The organism is Fundidesulfovibrio sp., assembly GCF_058402725.1.
The window spans coordinates 23,691-40,271 of sequence record NZ_JBZVFJ010000013.1 but is presented as its reverse complement, the minus strand read 5'-3'; the positions used below and the strand labels follow the sequence as shown (position 1 = coordinate 40,271).

Below are 16,581 nucleotides of genomic sequence, written 5' to 3'. Positions count from 1 at the left end.
GTCCCGTGGGCCGGGTTCTTGGCGAACGTGGCGTTGGGGGGTCAGCACGGCGAGCAGGCGGTGCACGGTGGAGGGCGGCATGCCCGTGGCCCGGGCCAGTTCGCCCACTCCGGCGCGGCCCCGCGCGGCCAGGGCATCCAGCAGGACAAGGGCCTTGTCCAGGGAAGTCACCTGGAGATTCCACCATATGGAATTGAGCGCGCCATAGTTGGAATCGTAGGGCAAGGGGCTGACGGCGTCAAGCAATCAGCCCGGGAGGGTCGACTTGCCGCGAGAGGCGGACTTGGGAGGCGTGAGACCCGGGCCGACCGGCCAGCCGGATCAGGCCAGGGGGAGACGGACGATGAAGCGCGCGCCCTTGCCCGGGCGCGAGACGGCCTCCACGCTCCCGCCGTGGTTGTTGACCACGATGAAGTAGGAGACCGAGAGGCCCAGGCCCGTGCCTTCGCCCACGGGCTTGGTGGTGAAGAAGGGCTCGAAGATGCGCTTGCGCACGTCTTCGGTCATGCCCGGGCCGTTGTCCTCGATGTCCACGCGGGCGAAGCCCTCTTCGCGGGATGTCGTGAGGGTGATGGCCGGTCGGGCCGTGTCGCGCATGGCTTGCGCGGCGTTGGCCAGGAGGTTCATGAGCACCTGCTGGATCTGGTTTTCCTTGCAGGGTACGGGGGGCAGCTGCGGGTCGTAGCGGCGATCGATGCGGATGTTCCGGAAGTCGTACTTCTTTTTCAGGTCGTAGTCCGTGGCGCAGAGTTCGAGGGCCTTGTCCAGGAGCTGGTTGAGGTCGGTCAGCGGCCTGCTTTGATCTCCCGTGCGGCTGAATTCGAGCATGGTGGCCACGATGGAGGCGGCGCGGCTTCCGGCGTCGCGCACAGAGTCGAGGAAGTGGAGCACGTCGCGCGACTCCATGTAGAGCCGGATGGCCGCGAGCGTGCAACCGGCCCTGGCGGCGGCCTCTTCGTTGGCGGGGATGTTCTCGGTGAGGCGGCGGCGGATGATCTGCACGTTCTGGAGGATGCCCGAGAGGGGATTGTTGATCTCATGGGCCATGCCTGCGGCAAGCCCGCCCACGCTCATCATTTTCTCGGTCTGCACCATGAGTTCGCGCACCTTGTTGCGCTCGGTGATGTCGCGGGAGATGCCGTACATGCCGGTGACGCGGCCCTGCTCGTCGCGCAGGGGGCCCTTGGTGGTCAGGAAGACGCGTTCACCCTGGGAGGTTGAGAGTGTTTCCTCGAACTGGCGCGACTGAGTCATGGCCAGGACGGCCGTGTCGTGCTCCCGGATCAGGCGCGCCTCCTCGGGCGGGAAGAAGTCCGCGTCGGAGTGACCCACCACCTCGTGGGCGCTACGACCCAGCACTCGGGCGGTCTCGGAGTTTGCCAGCAGGTAGACGCCCTGCTGGTCCTTGACGAAGACGGCGTCGCTGGTGCCTTCCACCACGGAGTTCAGGAGGTTCTTCTGCCGGGCGAGCTCCTCCTCGGCCATCCTGCGCTCGGTGATGTCGATGCCGATGCCGCCCAGCAGTTCGCGGCCGGAGCGGGTGGGGATGGCGAACTTGTGCGTCTCGAAGCAGCGTTCGCGGCCGTGGGAGTCCTGGAAGGTTTCCACCACGCGGCGGTATTTGCCCGCCATGGCCATGCGGTCGTCGTCGTCGATGCGACTGGCCACGTCGGGCGGGAAGAGTTCGGCGCTGGTCCTGCCCAGGGGGTCGTCCCAGCCGAAGAGGTCCTTGAGGTAGGTGTTGACGAAGAGGGTGCGCCCGTCGGCGTCCTTGATGAACACGGCGGCCAGGAGCCATTCCATGAAAAGGTGGAAGCGCTCCTCGCTCTCGCGCAGGGCCTCTTCGGCCTGGCGGCGTTCGGTGAGGTCGATGTTGATGCCCAGGATGCCCAGGATGTCGCCGCCCTCGCGGATGGGGGCCACGATGGAGTGGTAGATGCCCTCCCGGCCGTCCTCGGTGTCGTAGCGGCGTTCGCCCTCCACCACTTCGCCCGTCAGGACGCGGCGGTTCACGTCGTTCCAGGCGTCCTGCACGTCCCTGGACACGCCGGCCTCGTCGGCGCTGGCGGCGCCCAGGTCGCCCCAGAGGCGCAAGGACTCGTCGCTTTGCATGATCACGCGGTCCTGCGGGTCCCGCGCCCAGAAGTCGAAAGGCAGGTTGCGCAGCATGGCGCGCAGGAGGGCGTCCTTGCGGGCGAGGGCCTCCTCCACGAGTTTGCGGCCGGTCACGTCGCGATAGACCGAGAGCACGTTGGGCGGTCCGTCGTCCAGGAGCACGGAGCGCCCGGACACGTCCAGCCAGCGGGTCTGGCCGTCCTTGCGCAGGATGCGGAAGGCGTAGCGGGCCTCCAGGATGAGCCCGGCGGCGCGGTCGGCCAGCTTGGAGCGCACCAGGGCGCGGTCCTCGGGGTGGATGATGCCGAAGATGCGCTGGGAGTCCATGGCGTAGACCTCTTCGGCCGTGTAGCCGGTGAGGTCCGCGAAGGCCTGGTTGACCAGCGTGAGACGGGGCGGGTCGCCCTCCATGATGGAGATGGCGTCCAGGGACTGCTCGAAGAGGTTGCGGTAACGGGTTTCGCTTTCGTGCAGGGCGCGCGCGGCGCGGTCGCGCTCGTCCTGGCGCTGCTGGATGAGTCCGGCCATGGCGTCCAGTGCGGCGGCGAGGCGTCCGAGGTCGGAGCGGCCGTGGCGCTGGCCGGTCCGGGCTTCCAGGTCGCCCCGGCCGATGCGCCCGGCGGTGTCGGCAAGGCGGTTGAGGCGGCGTCCGATCACGTAGTCGCCCAGGGTCCAGGCCAGGATCAGGGCCAGGGCGGCGGCCGCCGCGAGCAGGGCGAGGTTGTTCCGGGTGGCCTGGCGGGCCTGGGCCAGGGCCTGCTCCAGGGGGATGCCGATCATCACGGTCATGTAGGCGGCGCCGCCCGGGATCAGTCGCAGGCGCTTGAAAGCGTAGAAGCGCTCCATGTCGTCGGAGCCCATGAGGCGCACCACGCCTTCGTCCGGCCCGGCGGAGACCGCCCGCCAGACCTCCTGGCGGATGGGCCTGCCAAGGGGGTTGGTGACGGCCTGCGGAGAGAAAAAGATGCGCAGGCCCTTGTGGTCGGTGATGCCCAGGATGGAGCCCGGCGGCAGGTTCAGCTGCCGGGTGAGCTCTTCGTAGGCGGAGAGGCGGATTGCGGCCACCAGCAGGCCCACGGGACGCCCCAGGGCGTCCAGAACGGTCTGGGCGAAGGGGAAGACAGGCTCGTTGGCCGTGCGGCTGACGATGTACTCCCCCGCCGCGAAGCCGCGCTGGGCCATGGCCTCCCGGAAGTGCTTGCGGTCGGAGAGGTTCACGTTCTCGAAGGGCAGGGCCGAGGCCAGGATGTTGCCCTCGGTGTCCGTGAGCAGGATGTTCACGTAGCTGGGGTTGACGGCCAAAAGCCTGGAAAAGATGGAGGAACTGGCGTCGGCGTCGCCGTGCTGCACCTCGGGCATGGCGGCCAGCGACCCGAGAAGCTGGCGGGTTCCCGCAGTAAGTCGTTCCTGCATCTCTCCGATGGATACGGCCGCGCGCAAGGCGTTGCGCGAGGCGTCCTCGGTGAGGTGCTCGTGCAGGACCGCTCCGTCGTGCAGGATGATGCCCAGGGCGGGGGCGATGGCCGCCAGGACCACCAGCAGCAGGCTCGCGCGCACGGAGAGGTCGGGGGGGCGGCTCACGGGGAGGCCTCCTGGAGGGGCGAGAAGGGCAGGCGGACCACGAACCGCGCGCCGCCTCCGGGGGGGGACTCCACCTCGATGGAACCGGAATGGTTGGCCGTAATGATGAAGTAGCACACGGCCAGCCCGAGCCCCGTGCCCTTGCCGGGGGCCTTGGTGCTGAAGAAGGGGTCGAAGGCCTTGCGGCGTTGCTGTTCGTCCATGCCGGGGCCGTTGTCCTGGATCTCGATGCGGGCCATGCTCCCCTCGGAACACACGCTGACGACGATGCGCGCGGCCTCTGACGTCCGGTCCGGGGCGTTCAGGGCCTGGGCCGCGTTGCGCAGCACGTTCACGACCACCTGCTCGATCTGCCCGGCGACGCAGGGCACGGGGGGCATGCCCGGCTCGTACTTGCGCAGGATTTCGATGCGGGCGAAATCGCAGCGTCCGGTCTGCCCGCATTCGGCGGCGCAGTGGGCCAGGGCCCTGTCCAGGATGTCGGCAAGGCTCACGTGTTCCTTGCCCGCGCCGGAGCGCCGGGCGAAGTCGAGCATGTCGGCCACGATGGCCGAGGCCCTGGCCCCGGCCTCCCGCGCCCCGCGCAGGAGCAGGGGGATCTCCCGGGCCTCCATGTAGCCCCTCACCGAACCCAGGGTGCATCCGGCTTCGCGGGCGGCCTGCTCGTCGGCCTGGCCCCGGCCCTCCATGCGCCGCAGCACCACCTGGATGCTCTGGAGCATGCTGGCCAGGGGGTTGTTGATCTCGTGGGCCATTCCCGCGGCCAGTCCGCCCACGGAGAGCATCTTTTCGGACTGGATCATCATCTCCTGCATGCGCGCGCGCTCGGTGACGTCGGCGGAGATCACCAGGAGGCATGCGCCGTTCTCCAACCCCACGCGGGCGAAGGTGCAGGCGGCCACGGCGGGCCGGCCTCCGGGGCGCGGGGGCCGCACGTCCAGGCTCAGGGGGCCTTCCCCGGCCATGACCCGTTCGGCCAGGAGGCGCACGTCCTCCTGATCCCAGGCGTCCACCTGGCCGAAGCCCGGGGGCGGCGTGCACCCGGGCGGCAGCCCCAGGATCAGGGCCGCGCGCCGGTTGGAGAGCACGCAGGTTCCGGTGTCGGGCTCGAACACCTGGATGCCCACGGGCGAATGCTCCAGGATGGCCTCGTTGAAGGCCAGGGCCTTGCGCAGGGCCTCCTCGGCCTGCTTGCGCGCGGTGATGTCCGCGTGGGTGCCGAGAACGCGCAGGGGCTTGCCCTCGGGCGTGCGGGCCATCACCTTGCCGCGCGAAAGGATCCAGCGGTAGGAGCCGTCGCGGCAGGCCATGCGCAGTTCCATGGCGATCACCGGGCTTCGGCCTTCCAGGTGTTCGCGCACGTGCTCCAGGGCAAGGTCCAGTTCGTCGGGGTGCACGCGGGTGCGCCATTCGTCGAAGCCGTCGCCCACCTCGTGGTCGGCGTAGCCCAGCTGGGATTTCCAGCGCGGCGAGAAATAGACCTTGCCGTTGAGGACGTTCCAGTCCCAGACGCCGTCGTCGGAGCCCTCCAGGGCGAACTGCCAGCGCTCCTCGCTGCGGGCAAGTTCCTCGACGAGGCGGGCCAGTTCGGCGGTCTTGGCGCGCACCCTGCGCCGAAGGGCCAGGTTGAAGCAGGCCAGGGCCAGCACCAGGACGGCGGCCGCTCCCAGGGCGATGGCGGCCATGCGCCACAGGCGGGAATCGGCCAGGGGGGTGCCCAGCCATTTGCGGTCCAGGGCTTCGCGCTCCTGGGGGGTGAAGGCCGCGAAGCCCCCTTCCACCAGGGCCAGCAGGTCGTCGCGCCCCTTGTGCACGGCCCGGTGGAATTCGCCGGTGTAGAGCGTGAAGGCGTAGCGGAACTGGCCGCTCAGGTTGTATTTGGCCAGGTAGTAGAGGGCCGGGGGCTTGTCCACGGTGAAGACCTTCACCTCGCCGCGCCCGGCGGCCAGGATGAGGGCCTCGTAGCTCGGGTACTCGCGCACGGCGGCGATGCCCGAGCGGGCCAGGATGGCCAGGGAGGCGTCCCCGGCCTTGGCCCCCACCTCGAACCCCTTGAGCGACTCCACGCCCGTGATGCCGCTCACGCTCTCGTGGTGGAAGACGGGGACCTCCAGCGTGGCGTAGGGCTTGGTGAAATCGTAGAGTTTGGCGCGCTGGTCGTTGTGGAAGATGGTGTCGATCACGTCGGCGCCGCCCTGGCGCATGATCTGCTGGGCCTTGTCCCAGTCGGTGGCGATCACCTCGGCCTTGACGCCGGTCTTTTGCGACCAGAGCTCCCAGGCGTCCGGCAGCAGCCCCTGGATGCGCCCGTCCTCGGCGCGGAAGATGTAGGGGGGGTAGTTGTCGTCGATCACCACGGTGATGGACGCGGGCCGATGGGAGGCCCTGGCCGGGGCCGCCGCGTCCGGGATCGGGAGAGTCGTCAGCGCCAGCAGGACTGCCAGAAGGGCTGTCCAGGCCGCGCGGGATCGGCGCGTGGGGGGGACGTGGGCATGCCGGGTTGGGAGCATGGAGTACATTATTGGCGAAAAAACGGCGATGTTCAACCCGAAACCCCGAACGCGCCAGAAACTGCGGGAGATCAGTGCCGGGGAGCGGCGGCCCCCCGGGCGATCAGGCGTTCGATGGTCCTGGCGATGATTTCGGGGTCCTCGCAGGGTTTGTTGAAGATCTCCTCCGGGGTGACCCCGACCCGGGCCAGTTCCCCGGGGATTTCGTAGTTCCAGGAGCCGGTGTAGATCACGAACTTGAGCTGGGGGCGCATGCGGCTGGCCTGGGCGATGAACTCGTTGCCGGTCATGCCGGGCAGGCGGATGTCCACGGTGCAGGCGTCCACCTTTTCGCGCAGGAGCATCTCCAGGGCGTCTTCGGCGCAGATGGCCGTGAGCACGGTGAAGCCGTAGTCCTCGAAGCAGTCGCGCAGGTTGCTGCGCAGCTGGGGTTCGTCGTCGATGACAAGCACGACGGGTTCGGCCATGGCGCTAAGCCCTCCCTCGCGGCAGGCGGACGGTGAAGGTCGTGCCCTCGCCGGGGTCCGAACACACGTCCAACGCGCCGCCGTAGGAGTTGGTGACGATGAAGTAGGAGACCGACAGGCCAAGCCCCGTGCCCTCGCCCACCTTCTTGGTGGTGAAGAAGGGCTCCATGACGCGCCGACAGGTCTTTTCGTCCATGCCGGGGCCGTTGTCGCGGATTTCGGCCACGATGTCCTCGCCGTCCACGCGCACGTCGAAGCGCACCTCGGGCTCCTGGCCCTCCGCGTAGCGTTTGGAGGCCATGGCCTGGCAGGCGTTCTTGACGATGTTCAGAAACACCTGGACCAGTTCGGTTTCCACGAAGTGTCCCGAGGGGTCCTGGGCGGAGTCGGCGTAGGTGAAGCGCACCTTCTTGATGTCGTAGTCTTTCTTGAGGTCCCAGTCGGACTGGGCCAGCTCCACGGCCTTGTCCAGCAGGCCGCGCACGCGCAGGGGCGCGCGCTGGGTTCCCCGGGGGCGGCTGAAGTTGAGCATGGAGCGCACGATGCGCGCGGCGCGGTGTCCGGCGTCCACGATGTCGGCCAGGTAGGAGGGGATGTGGCGCGCCTCCAGGTAGGCGTGCACGGCGGTGAGGTCCACCCCGGCCTGGGCGGCGGCGGCCTCGTTGGCGGGCAGGCCGGGGGAGATGCGGCGCAGGGCGTTCTGGGCCGAGTGCACGATGATGCCCAGGGGGTTGTTGATCTCGTGGGCCATGCCTGCGGCCAGTCCCCCGAGGGAGACCATCTTCTCCGACTGGATGACCATGTCCTCCATGCGCTTGCGCGCGGAGATGTCGGAGAAGACCACCATGCCCGCGATGATGGCGCCGTGGCGGTTGCGGATGGGGCGTCCCGAGAGCAGGATCCAGGACTCCAGGCCGTCGTGGCGCGTGACGCGCATCTCCACGTTGTCGATTTCCGCGCCGTCCAGGATGGTCCTTGGCAGGGCCAGTTCGGAGGTCTTGTAGGGCTCGCCGTCGGGGCGGCGGCAGACCCAGTCGATGTCGCCCTCGCGCAGGTAGCTCACGGGCTCTCCGGGTTCGGAGCGGATGCCCATGATGCGCACGGCCTCGGGGTTGGCCATGGCCAGGGTCACGTCGGGGGCCTCGGCCACCATGATGCCCGCCGGGCTCTGGTCGATGATGGCCGAGAGCATGGCCTGGGCGCGCTCCAGGTTGCGCTCGGCGCGCCTGCGGGCCAGCACGCTGAACGAGAGGGCCACGATGGCCCCGGCCATGATCATCATGGAGGCCACCACCACGGGGATGGCCTGGCGGTGGCGGTCCAGCAGGCTCACGGGCTCGTTGACCAGCAGGCTGTCGCGGGGCAGGACGCTCGTGGGGACGCCGAAGCGGCGCAACTGGTCGTGGTCGAACATCGTCAGGGTGGGCGGGGTGCGCGTCACGGGGATGTCGCGTTCGCCCGAGAGCACGCGCAGGGCCAGGCGTCCGGCCTCGCGGCCCTGGAGCTTGCCCGAGAGCACGCTGCCGCCGAAGGCCCCCTTGCCCATGAGGAAGTCCCACATGACGAACACCGGCACGGAGCAGGCCGCCGAAAGGATGTCCACGGCGAAGTCCGGGTAGATGCGCCCCGCGCGGTCGCGCCCGAAGCTGCCCAGCAGCAGGATGGCCTCGCCGGACTGGTCGGGGCCGCAGAACCGGAAGGTCTCGTCCAGGGAGGCGTTGTCCAGGAACACCAGCTCCAGGCGGCCCTGGAACGCTCGCGCGGCGGTGACGATCTCGCGGCGTTCGGCCAGACCGCTCTCGGTGTCCTCCAGGAGGCAGTAGACGCGCTTCAGGTCCGGGAAGACGGTGAGCGCGGCCTTGAGCGAGCCCTCGGCGTCCATCTCCTCGGTGACGCCCGTCACCTGGCCGTGGCCGGCGATCAGGGCGTCTGAGAAGCCGTTGAGGCCGCAGAACACGACGGGGGCGTCCCCGAAGAGGTCGGCCCGGTGGTTCAGCGCGAAGAGCAGGGCGGCGTTGTCGGAGGTGATGATCACGTCGAAGCGGCGTCCCGCGTGCTTGAGGGCCAGGGCCTGGGCCAGGGTGTCCAGGTTCTCCTTGCTGGGGAAGCGCTTCCAGTCCAGGAACTCCACATAGGGCTCGAAATTGGGGTCCTGGCGGCGGAACTCGGCGAGCACTCCGGCCTGGATCTCGTCGGTCCAGGGGAAGCCCGCGTGGTAGGAGTGCAGGAGCAGCACCTTGCCGGAGAACGCGGCGGCGTGCTCCGCCCGGACGGCTTGCGCGGGGAGGCAGCACAGGACTACAAGGAGCCAGGCGAGGGCTTGAGCGACGGCAGTCAACGCGTGCTCCCGGCTGGAGGGTTCTCTGGTTTCCGCAAGCATATCCAAGTTTTTCGGCGATGTCATCCGCAGGGGCGTGTTTCGCGGCGTTTCGGCGGGGCAGGGCGCGGAGCAGGCTCCCGGCGCGGGCATGCGCCCCCTGCGCGAATTCCTGAAGCCGGAGGAGCGCTTCGTGGCGCTCTTGGGCGCTGGCGGCAAGACGGCCCTGATGCGCGCCCTGGCGCGGCAGATGGCCGGATGGGGCGAGCGCGTGCTCCTGGCGGCCTCCGAGGGCTCGCCCCTGCCGGGTCGCAACGCCTTCCTCACGGCCCGGGGCGGGCGGCCCCAGGCCTACACCATGCTCACCCTGGCCAGGGACGCGGACCCGGAAACCGGCCTGGCCCAGGCTCTGGACCCGGCCGAGATTCCCGACCTGGCCGTGCGCTTCGGGGCGCACAGGGTGTTCGTGGAGCTGGGGGCCTCGGGGGGCAGACCCCTGCCGGGGGGGCCGATCGCGCCCGCGCCCGCGTGGGTCGACGTGGTGGTGGCGGTGCTGGGCCTGGACGCCCTGGGCATGCCCCTGGACGAGGCCTCGGCCGATCCCCTGGCCCTGTGCGGGGCGGTCGGCCTCTCCCCAGGAAACGCCGTGGACGCCCGGACCCTGGAGGCCGTGGCCGCCGCGCTGTTGGCGGGCGCGCCGCCCGGGGCCAGACGGGTGGTTTTCCTCAACAAGGCCTGCGTGCACGCCCTTCCCGGCAGGACCCTGGCGGCGGCTCCCGGCGAGGACGTGGATATCCTGGCGGGCTCCGCGCTGCGGGGTTGGTTCTTGAACCGCAGAGGCGTTTGACGTAACGGTCGGCGCGGGGGGCTGGAGAACGCATGCACAACGAATTCGATGAAGAACTGCTCAGGCTGCGGGTGCTCATGGGCGAAATGACGGCCAGGGCCGGGGAGTCGCTGGAGAAGGCCCTGCGCTCGGTGCGGGAGCGCCAGGCCGCTCCGGCCCAGGAATGCATGGACAACGACGACGCCGTGGATTCCCTCGAATGCCGCGCCGAGAGGCTCTGTCTGCGCCTGCTGGCCCTGCGCCAGCCCGTGGCCCGGGACCTGCGGCTGCTGGTGGGGTCCATGCGCGTGGCCTCCAACCTGGAGCGCATCGCGGACGAGGCCGTGAACATCGCGGAGCGCAGCCTCGTGCTGCTGGAGAGCCCGCCGCTCGCGGACACACCCGCCCTGTGGACCATGACCGGGGCCTGCCTGGAGCTCTACGCCGCCACGCGCCGCGCCTGGACCGAGGGCTCTGCGGAACTGGCCCGGGCGGTGCGCGAGGAGAATCTGGCCGTGCACGGGCTCCACGTGAGGGCCTTCCGGGAACTCTCCGCCCTGATGGTCACCGGGCCCGAGGCCATGGAGCGCTCCCTGCAACTCTCCTTCGTGGCCTACTCGGTCAAACGCGTCTGCGACCGTTGCGCCAACGTGGCCGAGAGCGTGGGCTTCATCGTGGACGGGCGCGACCTCAAGCACGCCGGGTGCGCCGGGGCCTAGCAACCTGTTGAAAAATCTTCGCTGGCTGCGTTGCCGGGAAAAAACCAAACCCTCACGTATAGGAAATACGCTTCGGGCTTGGCTTTTCCCCTGCGCCTTGCCAGCGAGTTTTTTGAACAGGTTGCAAGAATCGACTTTTTCAACAGTCTTTTAGGCCTCAGCGTCCGGCGCACCCCGGGCATTGCGGGGCCTTGAGGGCGATGGCTTTTTCCGGGCACATTTCCTGACAACAGTAGCAGGCGATGCAGGCCTGCGCGTCCACCACGGGCAGCCCGTCCTCCATGTCGAGGGCCTGGGCCGGGCACTGGGCCGCGCAGGTGCCGCAGCCGGTGCAGGCGGCGGCGTCCACCACGGGGCGGGCCAGGGCGCGCTCCTCCAGGATGCGGCGCAGGCCGTCGGCGTGGCCCTGGGCCTGGTCGTCCAGGGGAGGATGGCGGAAGCCTTCCAGCAGCAGGAGTTCGCCGTCGAGTTCCACGTCGGCGGGGTCGAAGGAGCCCAGGCCCAGCTCCCGGGCGCGGACCAGGAAGGGCAGGCGGCCGGGGTCGACGCCCATCATGCGCGCCATCACCGCATCCAGGGCCACGGCCGAGTCCGAGGCCAGCACGCGGCCCACCCAGCGCAGGTCCTTGGAGGCGGGGCCGTTGCCCTGCATGCCCAGCACGGCGTCCATGATCACCAGATCGGGCGGCCGCAGCCGGAAAACGTCCGCGACCACGTGGTGGAAGCGCTCGTGCCCACCGGCCAGACGGTGCAGCTGGGCCTTCTGCGCCCCGGGCAGGATGCCGTAGCTGTTCTTGACGGCCCCCGTGATGCCCGTGAGCCCGTGGGTCTTGAACTTGGGCACGCTGATGAACACGTCGGATTCCATCACGGCACGCGACACCTGGAGCTTGCCGCCGTATTCCTCGGCGAAGGGGACCTCCACGGCGTCCTGGCCGATGTTGCGGTAGTGGCCGCGCGCGGCCTCCATGAGCCCGCAGCGTTCGAAGCTGGCCTCGTTTGCCCCGTAGCCGTGCAGGCCGGGGTTGTCGCCCACGGTGACGCAGGCCGGGGAGCGCTCCTCCACGCAGCGCACCACGGCCTCCAGCACGGCCGGATGGGTGGTGACGGCCTCCTCGGGCCGCGCCGGGCGCAGCACGTTGGGCTTGATCATCACCCTGGCCCCGGCCAGGGGCAGGGGGAACAGCTCGAAGGCGCGGCGCACGGCGTCCAGGCAGTCCTGGTAGTCGGCGGCGCGGGTCATCACGGTGGGCATGGCGTGGGCCTCCTTGGGGTGCGGCGCAGCATACGCCCGGGACGCGGGACTGCCAAGGGCGCGGGGACCGCGGCGGGCAGGCCCCGTCCCTTCTTCGGCGCGGGCGCGGGCGTGGGGGCTTAGCCGTCGGGCTTGGTCGGGGGCGTTGACCGCGCGGCCCGTTTGCCCCACACTGCGCCAATGCCAAACGCGCGCGTCCTGGCCGTGAACCCCGGCTCCACTTCCACCAAGGCCGCCCTCTTCGAGGACGGGGCGCTCAAACGCTCCGTGGAGGCGGGGCATCCCGCCGGGGAACTGGCCCGCTTCGCGCGCGTGACGGACCAGTTGCCCGCGCGCATGGCCGCCCTGGACGCCCTCCTGGGCGAGGTCGGCCCCCTGGACATGGTCATCGGGCGCGGCGGCTTCCTGGCCCCGCTGCCCGGCGGGGTCTGGGCCGTGGACGAGGCCATGCTCGCGGAGCTGCGCCTGGCCCCTCGCGGCGAGCACGCCAGCAACCTGGGGGCCTTCATGGCCCGGGAGTACGCGCGTCGCGCCGGGTGCCCGGCCGTGATCGCCGATCCGCCCGTCACCGACGAAATGGAGGACGCGGCCCGGGTCACGGGGCTGCCAGGGGTGGAGCGCCGGGTGATCTTCCACGCCCTGAGCCAGCGCGGAGCGGCCCGCGAGGCGGCGCGCCGCCTGGGCCTGGACTACGCGTCCGCCCGGCTGGCCGTGGCCCATCTGGGCGGGGGCGTCTCGGTGGGCGCGCACCGTCTGGGCCGCGTCGTGGACGTGACCAACGCCATCGACGGCGAGGGGCCGCTCACGCCCCAGCGCTCCGGAGCCGTGCCCCTGCTTCCGGTCCTGGACCTGATCGAGCGCGGGGAGCGCTCCCCGGCCGACCTGCGCCGCCAGATCGAGCGCGGAGGCGGCCTCCTGGGGCTGCTGGGCACGGACGACCTGCGTGCCGCCCAGGCGGCCATGGAGGCGGGCGACGCCCGCTCGGGCCTGGTGCTGCGCGCCATGGCCTACGGCGTGGCCAGGGCGTTGTGGTCCACGGGCGCGGCCCTGGAGGGCAGGCCCGACGCGGTGGTGCTCACGGGCGGCATGGCCCGGTCCGCCTGGCTGACGGGCGAGATCGGACGGCTCACGCAGGCCCTGGCCCCGCTGGTGGCGGTCACGGGCCTGGAGGAGCTGGAGGCCATGGCCCGCTGGGCAGAACTGGCCCTCGCGGGGCAGGCCCCCGTGCGCTCCTACCCGCCGGGAACGGACGGCGGTTGACGCGGCCCCCGTTCCTTCGCTATCCGAAGCATCGCCCCCTCCCGGTCACATTCCAGCGAGAAGGACCCCCGATGCCCCGGCCTTGCGCCTTCAGCCACCCGCTCCTCCTTCTCGCCCTGGCCTTTCTCCTTTGCCCTTCTGCGGCGCGCGCCGCCAAGCCCTCCGAAGCCTTCGAGACCCCCTACAACCTGAGCGCCTCGCGCATCCTGCCCCCGGAACTGCTCTCCGGGCCGCATCATCGCGTGGAGGAGCAGGTGGAGAACGACGGCTACATGAACACCTACCGGGTGCGTTCGCGCTACGGGCCGTACCGCGTGGTCTCCACGGCGCTGCTTGCGGCGCGCGTGCGCGAGTTCGAGGCCATGGCCGCCATGGACAAGGTCGCCGGGGGCGAACAGTTCGGCAAGGGCGTGCTGGAGGGGGGCGAGAGCGTGCTCAAGGGCGTGGCCAACCTGGTCACCTCGCCGGTGGAAACCTTGGAGAGCGCCGCCTCGGGCGTGGGCAAGCTCTTCGCGCGCGCCGAGGAGGGCCTCTCCGGCAGCCCGCCCAGCAACCACGAAGACTCCACGGGGGCCAAGATCACGGGCTTCGCCTCCACGCGGCGCACGCTGGCCGTGGCCTTCGGGGTGGACCCCTACACCACCAACGAGCCCCTGCGGAAGCGACTCTCGGACCTGGCCGCCGCCGGATACACCGGGGAACTGGCCTCCATGGGCCTGAAGGCCCTGATTCCGGGAGGCGTGGGGTTGGCGGTGTCGGGCGTCTCCAGCGTGAACTGGCTGGGCGAGGTGGACCTGGCCCAGCCTCCCAGCGATCTGCGCATGAAGAACCGCGCCGACCTGGAGCGCCTGAAGACGCCCTCGGGACCCGCCACCGCCTTCATGGACAACCGGGAGTTCACGCCTACCCAGCAGACCCTCACGGTGCGCGCTCTTTCGGCCATGGGCGGCCCCGGAGGGCTGGACGTGTTCCTTCGTCTGGACGCCTCCACCGAAAACCAGGACCAGGCCCTCTTCCGCACGCGCATGGCCCGCATGTACGCGGGCTACGCCCGCAAGGTGGACGCCCTCAAGGGCTTCGTGGCCCTGGGACGGCTGGCCGGGGCCAAGGCCGCCTCGGGCAGGCTGGTGCTCTGCTTCCCCCTGGACCACCTCTGCTGGACCGCCGACGTGGCCCGCCTGGCCTCGGACATCGAGGCCGGGCGCGAGCGCGTGGGCGCGGGGCTGGTGGAACTGTGGGTGACGGGCACGGTGAGCCAGAAGGTGCGCGCTCTCTTCGCGGCCAAGGGCTGGACCGTGCGCGAGAAGGCCGGAAAGGAACTCCTGGACGAGGATTTCTGAGACGGGCGGCGCTTCCTGCCGGGTTGGCCGTAGCCTGGAGCCTGGCGGCTTAGCCGTCGGGAAACGCCCGCGCAAGGCCTGTCTCCGGGGATGCGGCAACGAAAAAAGGGCCGTGAGGCCCTTTTTCGTTACGTCGTGATCCGGCGGGAGTCATCCCGCCGGGCGTCGGGAGCTAGGCGCTCTGGCCGCCGCCCCGGCGCGTGCCGCGGCGGTTGCCCTGGCCCGCGCGGGGGCCGTTGCCGGAGGCCTCCTTGCGGCGCTTGTCCTGGTAGCGGTTGGCGTTGCCCGCCACCTCGGTGGCGCGGCCGTAGAACCCGCCGCCCCCGTAGGAGTTGCCCTGTTCCCCGGACTGGCTTCCGGCGCGCCTGACGCCCCGTCCGGCGTTGCGGTTCCCGGCGTTGTTGCCCTCGTAGTCGCCGTGGATGCGCGGCTGGGGCGGCTGCACCATCACGAAGTTGTCCTGGCCGAGCCAGCCGCTCACCAGACTGTGGGAGGCGGCCTCGGTGTTGTAGTTCTTCTCCTGGGCGTCGTCGACGGACGCGGCGGCCATCACGCCTCCCTGGCGGGTGATGTTGCCCTCCCCGCCGCTCTGGCGGGGCTTGCCGCCATGGCCCTGGCGGGCGGGAATGCGGTTGCCGATGGAGTCCTCGTCGATGCCCTGAGCCTGGATGGGAGCCTGGGGGCGGGGCTTGGGCTGGGCCTGGGGGCGGGGTTCGTAGGCCTGGCGCGTGCCCGCCTGTGCGGCCATGCCGCCCTGGCGGGGAGCCCTGGCGGCTTCGCCGCCCTGCCGGTACGCCCTGGCGGCTTCGCCGTCCTGGCGGGGAGCCCTGGCTGGTTCACCGCCCTGGCGCGCGCCGGGCTTGGCGGCCATGCCGCCCTGGCGGGCGGGCTGTGCGGCCTGGGGCCTGGGGGCGCGGGCCTGTCCGCGTCCGGGCAGGGGGGGGGCGGTGGAATTCGGTGTCGCGATCGGGGGCCGCCGCGCCGTAGTCGAAGCCTTCCACCTTGCGGCGCTCGATGGCCTTGCCCAGCAGGCGTTCGATGGCCCGGACCATGGAGGTGTCCTCGTGGGTGACCAGCGAGTGGGCCTGTCCCTCGCGCTCGGCGCGGCCGGTGCGGCCCACGCGGTGGGTGTAGGTCTCGGGGGTGTCGGGCAGGTCGTAGTTGATCACGTGGGCCACGCGGGAGACGTCGATGCCCCGGGCGGCGATGTCGGTGGCCACCAGCACGGAGTAGCGGCCGTCACGGAAGCCGTCCATGGCCTTCTGGCGCTGGTTCTGGGAGAGGTTGCCCTGGATGCAGGCGGCCTGGTGTCCCTGGCGGCAGAGCTGTTCGGCCAGGCGCTTGGCGCGGTGCTTGGTGCGCGCGAAGACGAGCACGGAGCCGTCGTCCGCGTTGCCCAGCAGGTTGAGCAGCAGCTTGGTCTTGAGGTGCTGGGGCACGGGGTAGAGGCGCTGCTCGATGGTCTGGGCGGGCTTGGCGTGGCCGATCTTCACGAGGGCCGGGTCCTTGAGGGTCTCACCCGCCAGGCCGCGGATGGAATCGGGCATGGTGGCCGAGAAAAGCAGGGTCTGGCGCTCGGCGGGGAGCTTGGCCAGGATCTTGCGGATGTCGGGGAGGAAGCCCATGTCGAACATGTGGTCGGCTTCGTCCAGCACCAGGACTTCCACGCCGGAGAGGTTGGCGTTGCCCTGGTTGAGGTGGTCCAGGAGCCTGCCGGGGCAGGCCACCACGATGTCCGCGCCGCGGCGCAGGTTGGAGGCCTGGGGGGCGAGGCCCACGCCGCCGTAGACGGTGACGGTGCGCATGCGCATGCCGGCAGTGTAGTCCTTGGCGCTCTGGGCGATCTGCTCGGCCAGTTCGCGGGTGGGGGCCACAACGAGGCAGCGGGCGGAGCCGCGCAGGGGCTTGGGCTCGCGCAGGAAGCGGTCGATGATGGGGAGCAGGAAGGCGGCGGTCTTGCCGGTGCCGGTCTGGGCCAGGCCCATCACGTCGCGTCCGGCCTTCACATGGGGGATGGCTTCACGCTGGATGGGGGTGGGGGTTTCGTAGCCCTGCTTGGCAACATTGGCGAGAATGGAGGCATGGAGATCGAAATCGTCGAATTGCAATGGAAATCCTTGGGTTCGCGTTGACGGCGAAGAGCTGGCGTGACGCGCTTTGCTGCTTTCGCGGTCAGGAAGGCTCTCACGGG

The 16,581-nt window shown here is 70.4% G+C and carries 12 protein-coding genes; 4 read left to right on the top strand and 8 right to left on the bottom strand.

What is annotated here, in order from left to right; all coding sequences use genetic code 11:
- From ACV4UX_RS03375 to ACV4UX_RS03355, 5 genes are all read right to left on the bottom strand, one after another.
- Nucleotides 1–225 (bottom strand): helix-turn-helix domain-containing protein (locus ACV4UX_RS03375; protein ID WP_491591924.1); only part of this gene is annotated, 225 nt, incomplete at its 3' end.
- Between the two features lie 96 nt (nt 226–321).
- Nucleotides 322–3,696 (bottom strand): PAS domain S-box protein, encoded by a 3,375-nt coding sequence (locus ACV4UX_RS03370; RefSeq protein ID WP_491591923.1) that lies wholly within the window; start codon nt 3,694–3,696, stop codon nt 322–324.
- Nucleotides 3,693–6,206: an ATP-binding protein gene (locus ACV4UX_RS03365; RefSeq protein ID WP_491591922.1), complete on the bottom strand. Its 2,514-nt coding sequence runs from the start codon at nt 6,204–6,206 to the stop codon at nt 3,693–3,695. The genes ACV4UX_RS03370 and ACV4UX_RS03365 overlap by 4 nt, the downstream gene beginning before the upstream one ends.
- Nucleotides 6,207–6,277: 71 nt before the next feature.
- Complete coding sequence (locus ACV4UX_RS03360) at nt 6,278–6,673, bottom strand: response regulator (RefSeq protein WP_491591921.1); 396 nt, start codon at nt 6,671–6,673, stop codon at nt 6,278–6,280.
- A 4-nt stretch (nt 6,674–6,677) separates the two neighbouring features.
- A complete protein-coding gene (locus ACV4UX_RS03355) occupies nt 6,678–9,011 on the bottom strand; it encodes an ATP-binding protein (protein WP_491591920.1) in 2,334 nt (777 codons plus the stop codon).
- 76 nt (nt 9,012–9,087) lie between these two features.
- On the opposite strand from ACV4UX_RS03355, the gene ACV4UX_RS03350 reads away from it, so the two are divergent.
- Together ACV4UX_RS03350 and phoU are read left to right on the top strand one after the other, a co-directional pair.
- Entirely contained in the window at nt 9,088–9,837 is a 750-nt protein-coding gene (locus ACV4UX_RS03350; protein WP_491591919.1) for a hypothetical protein, read from the top strand.
- A gap of 32 nt (nt 9,838–9,869) precedes the next feature.
- Nucleotides 9,870–10,535: a phosphate signaling complex protein PhoU gene (gene phoU, locus ACV4UX_RS03345; protein WP_491591918.1), complete on the top strand. Its 666-nt coding sequence runs from the start codon at nt 9,870–9,872 to the stop codon at nt 10,533–10,535.
- A gap of 157 nt (nt 10,536–10,692) precedes the next feature.
- Here the strand turns inward: phoU and ACV4UX_RS03340 are convergent, their stop codons facing one another.
- A complete protein-coding gene (locus ACV4UX_RS03340; RefSeq protein WP_491591917.1) occupies nt 10,693–11,790 on the bottom strand; it encodes a DUF362 domain-containing protein in 1,098 nt (365 codons plus the stop codon).
- A 180-nt stretch (nt 11,791–11,970) separates the two neighbouring features.
- Between ACV4UX_RS03340 and buk the strand changes: the two genes are divergently transcribed.
- Together buk and ACV4UX_RS03330 are read left to right on the top strand one after the other, a co-directional pair.
- A complete protein-coding gene (buk, locus tag ACV4UX_RS03335) occupies nt 11,971–13,050 on the top strand; it encodes a butyrate kinase (RefSeq protein ID WP_491591916.1) in 1,080 nt (359 codons plus the stop codon).
- A 71-nt stretch (nt 13,051–13,121) separates the two neighbouring features.
- Nucleotides 13,122–14,390 (top strand): hypothetical protein, encoded by a 1,269-nt coding sequence (locus ACV4UX_RS03330; RefSeq protein WP_491591915.1) that lies wholly within the window; start codon nt 13,122–13,124, stop codon nt 14,388–14,390.
- 172 nt (nt 14,391–14,562) lie between these two features.
- On the opposite strand, the gene ACV4UX_RS03325 is transcribed toward ACV4UX_RS03330, so the two are convergent.
- Nucleotides 14,563–15,261 carry a hypothetical protein gene (locus ACV4UX_RS03325; RefSeq protein WP_491591914.1) on the bottom strand — a complete coding sequence of 233 codons (699 nt, stop codon included), beginning with the start codon at nt 15,259–15,261 and terminating at the stop codon, nt 14,563–14,565.
- Nucleotides 15,227–16,498 (bottom strand): DEAD/DEAH box helicase, encoded by a 1,272-nt coding sequence (locus tag ACV4UX_RS03320; protein WP_491591913.1) that lies wholly within the window; start codon nt 16,496–16,498, stop codon nt 15,227–15,229. The genes ACV4UX_RS03325 and ACV4UX_RS03320 overlap by 35 nt, the downstream gene beginning before the upstream one ends.
- Nucleotides 16,499–16,581: the final 83 nt, after the last annotated feature.

Coding starts and splice junctions, on each gene's coding strand:
- phoU (WP_491591918.1), top strand. CDS start 9,870: ATGCACAACGAATTCGATGAAGAACTGCTCAGGCTGCGGGTGCTCATG.
- buk (WP_491591916.1), top strand. CDS start 11,971: ATGCCAAACGCGCGCGTCCTGGCCGTGAACCCCGGCTCCACTTCCACC.
- ACV4UX_RS03340 (WP_491591917.1), bottom strand. CDS start 11,790: ATGCCCACCGTGATGACCCGCGCCGCCGACTACCAGGACTGCCTGGAC.
- ACV4UX_RS03360 (WP_491591921.1), bottom strand. CDS start 6,673: ATGGCCGAACCCGTCGTGCTTGTCATCGACGACGAACCCCAGCTGCGC.
- ACV4UX_RS03325 (WP_491591914.1), bottom strand. CDS start 15,261: ATGGCCGCCAAGCCCGGCGCGCGCCAGGGCGGTGAACCAGCCAGGGCT.
- ACV4UX_RS03330 (WP_491591915.1), top strand. CDS start 13,122: ATGCCCCGGCCTTGCGCCTTCAGCCACCCGCTCCTCCTTCTCGCCCTG.
- ACV4UX_RS03365 (WP_491591922.1), bottom strand. CDS start 6,206: ATGCTCCCAACCCGGCATGCCCACGTCCCCCCCACGCGCCGATCCCGC.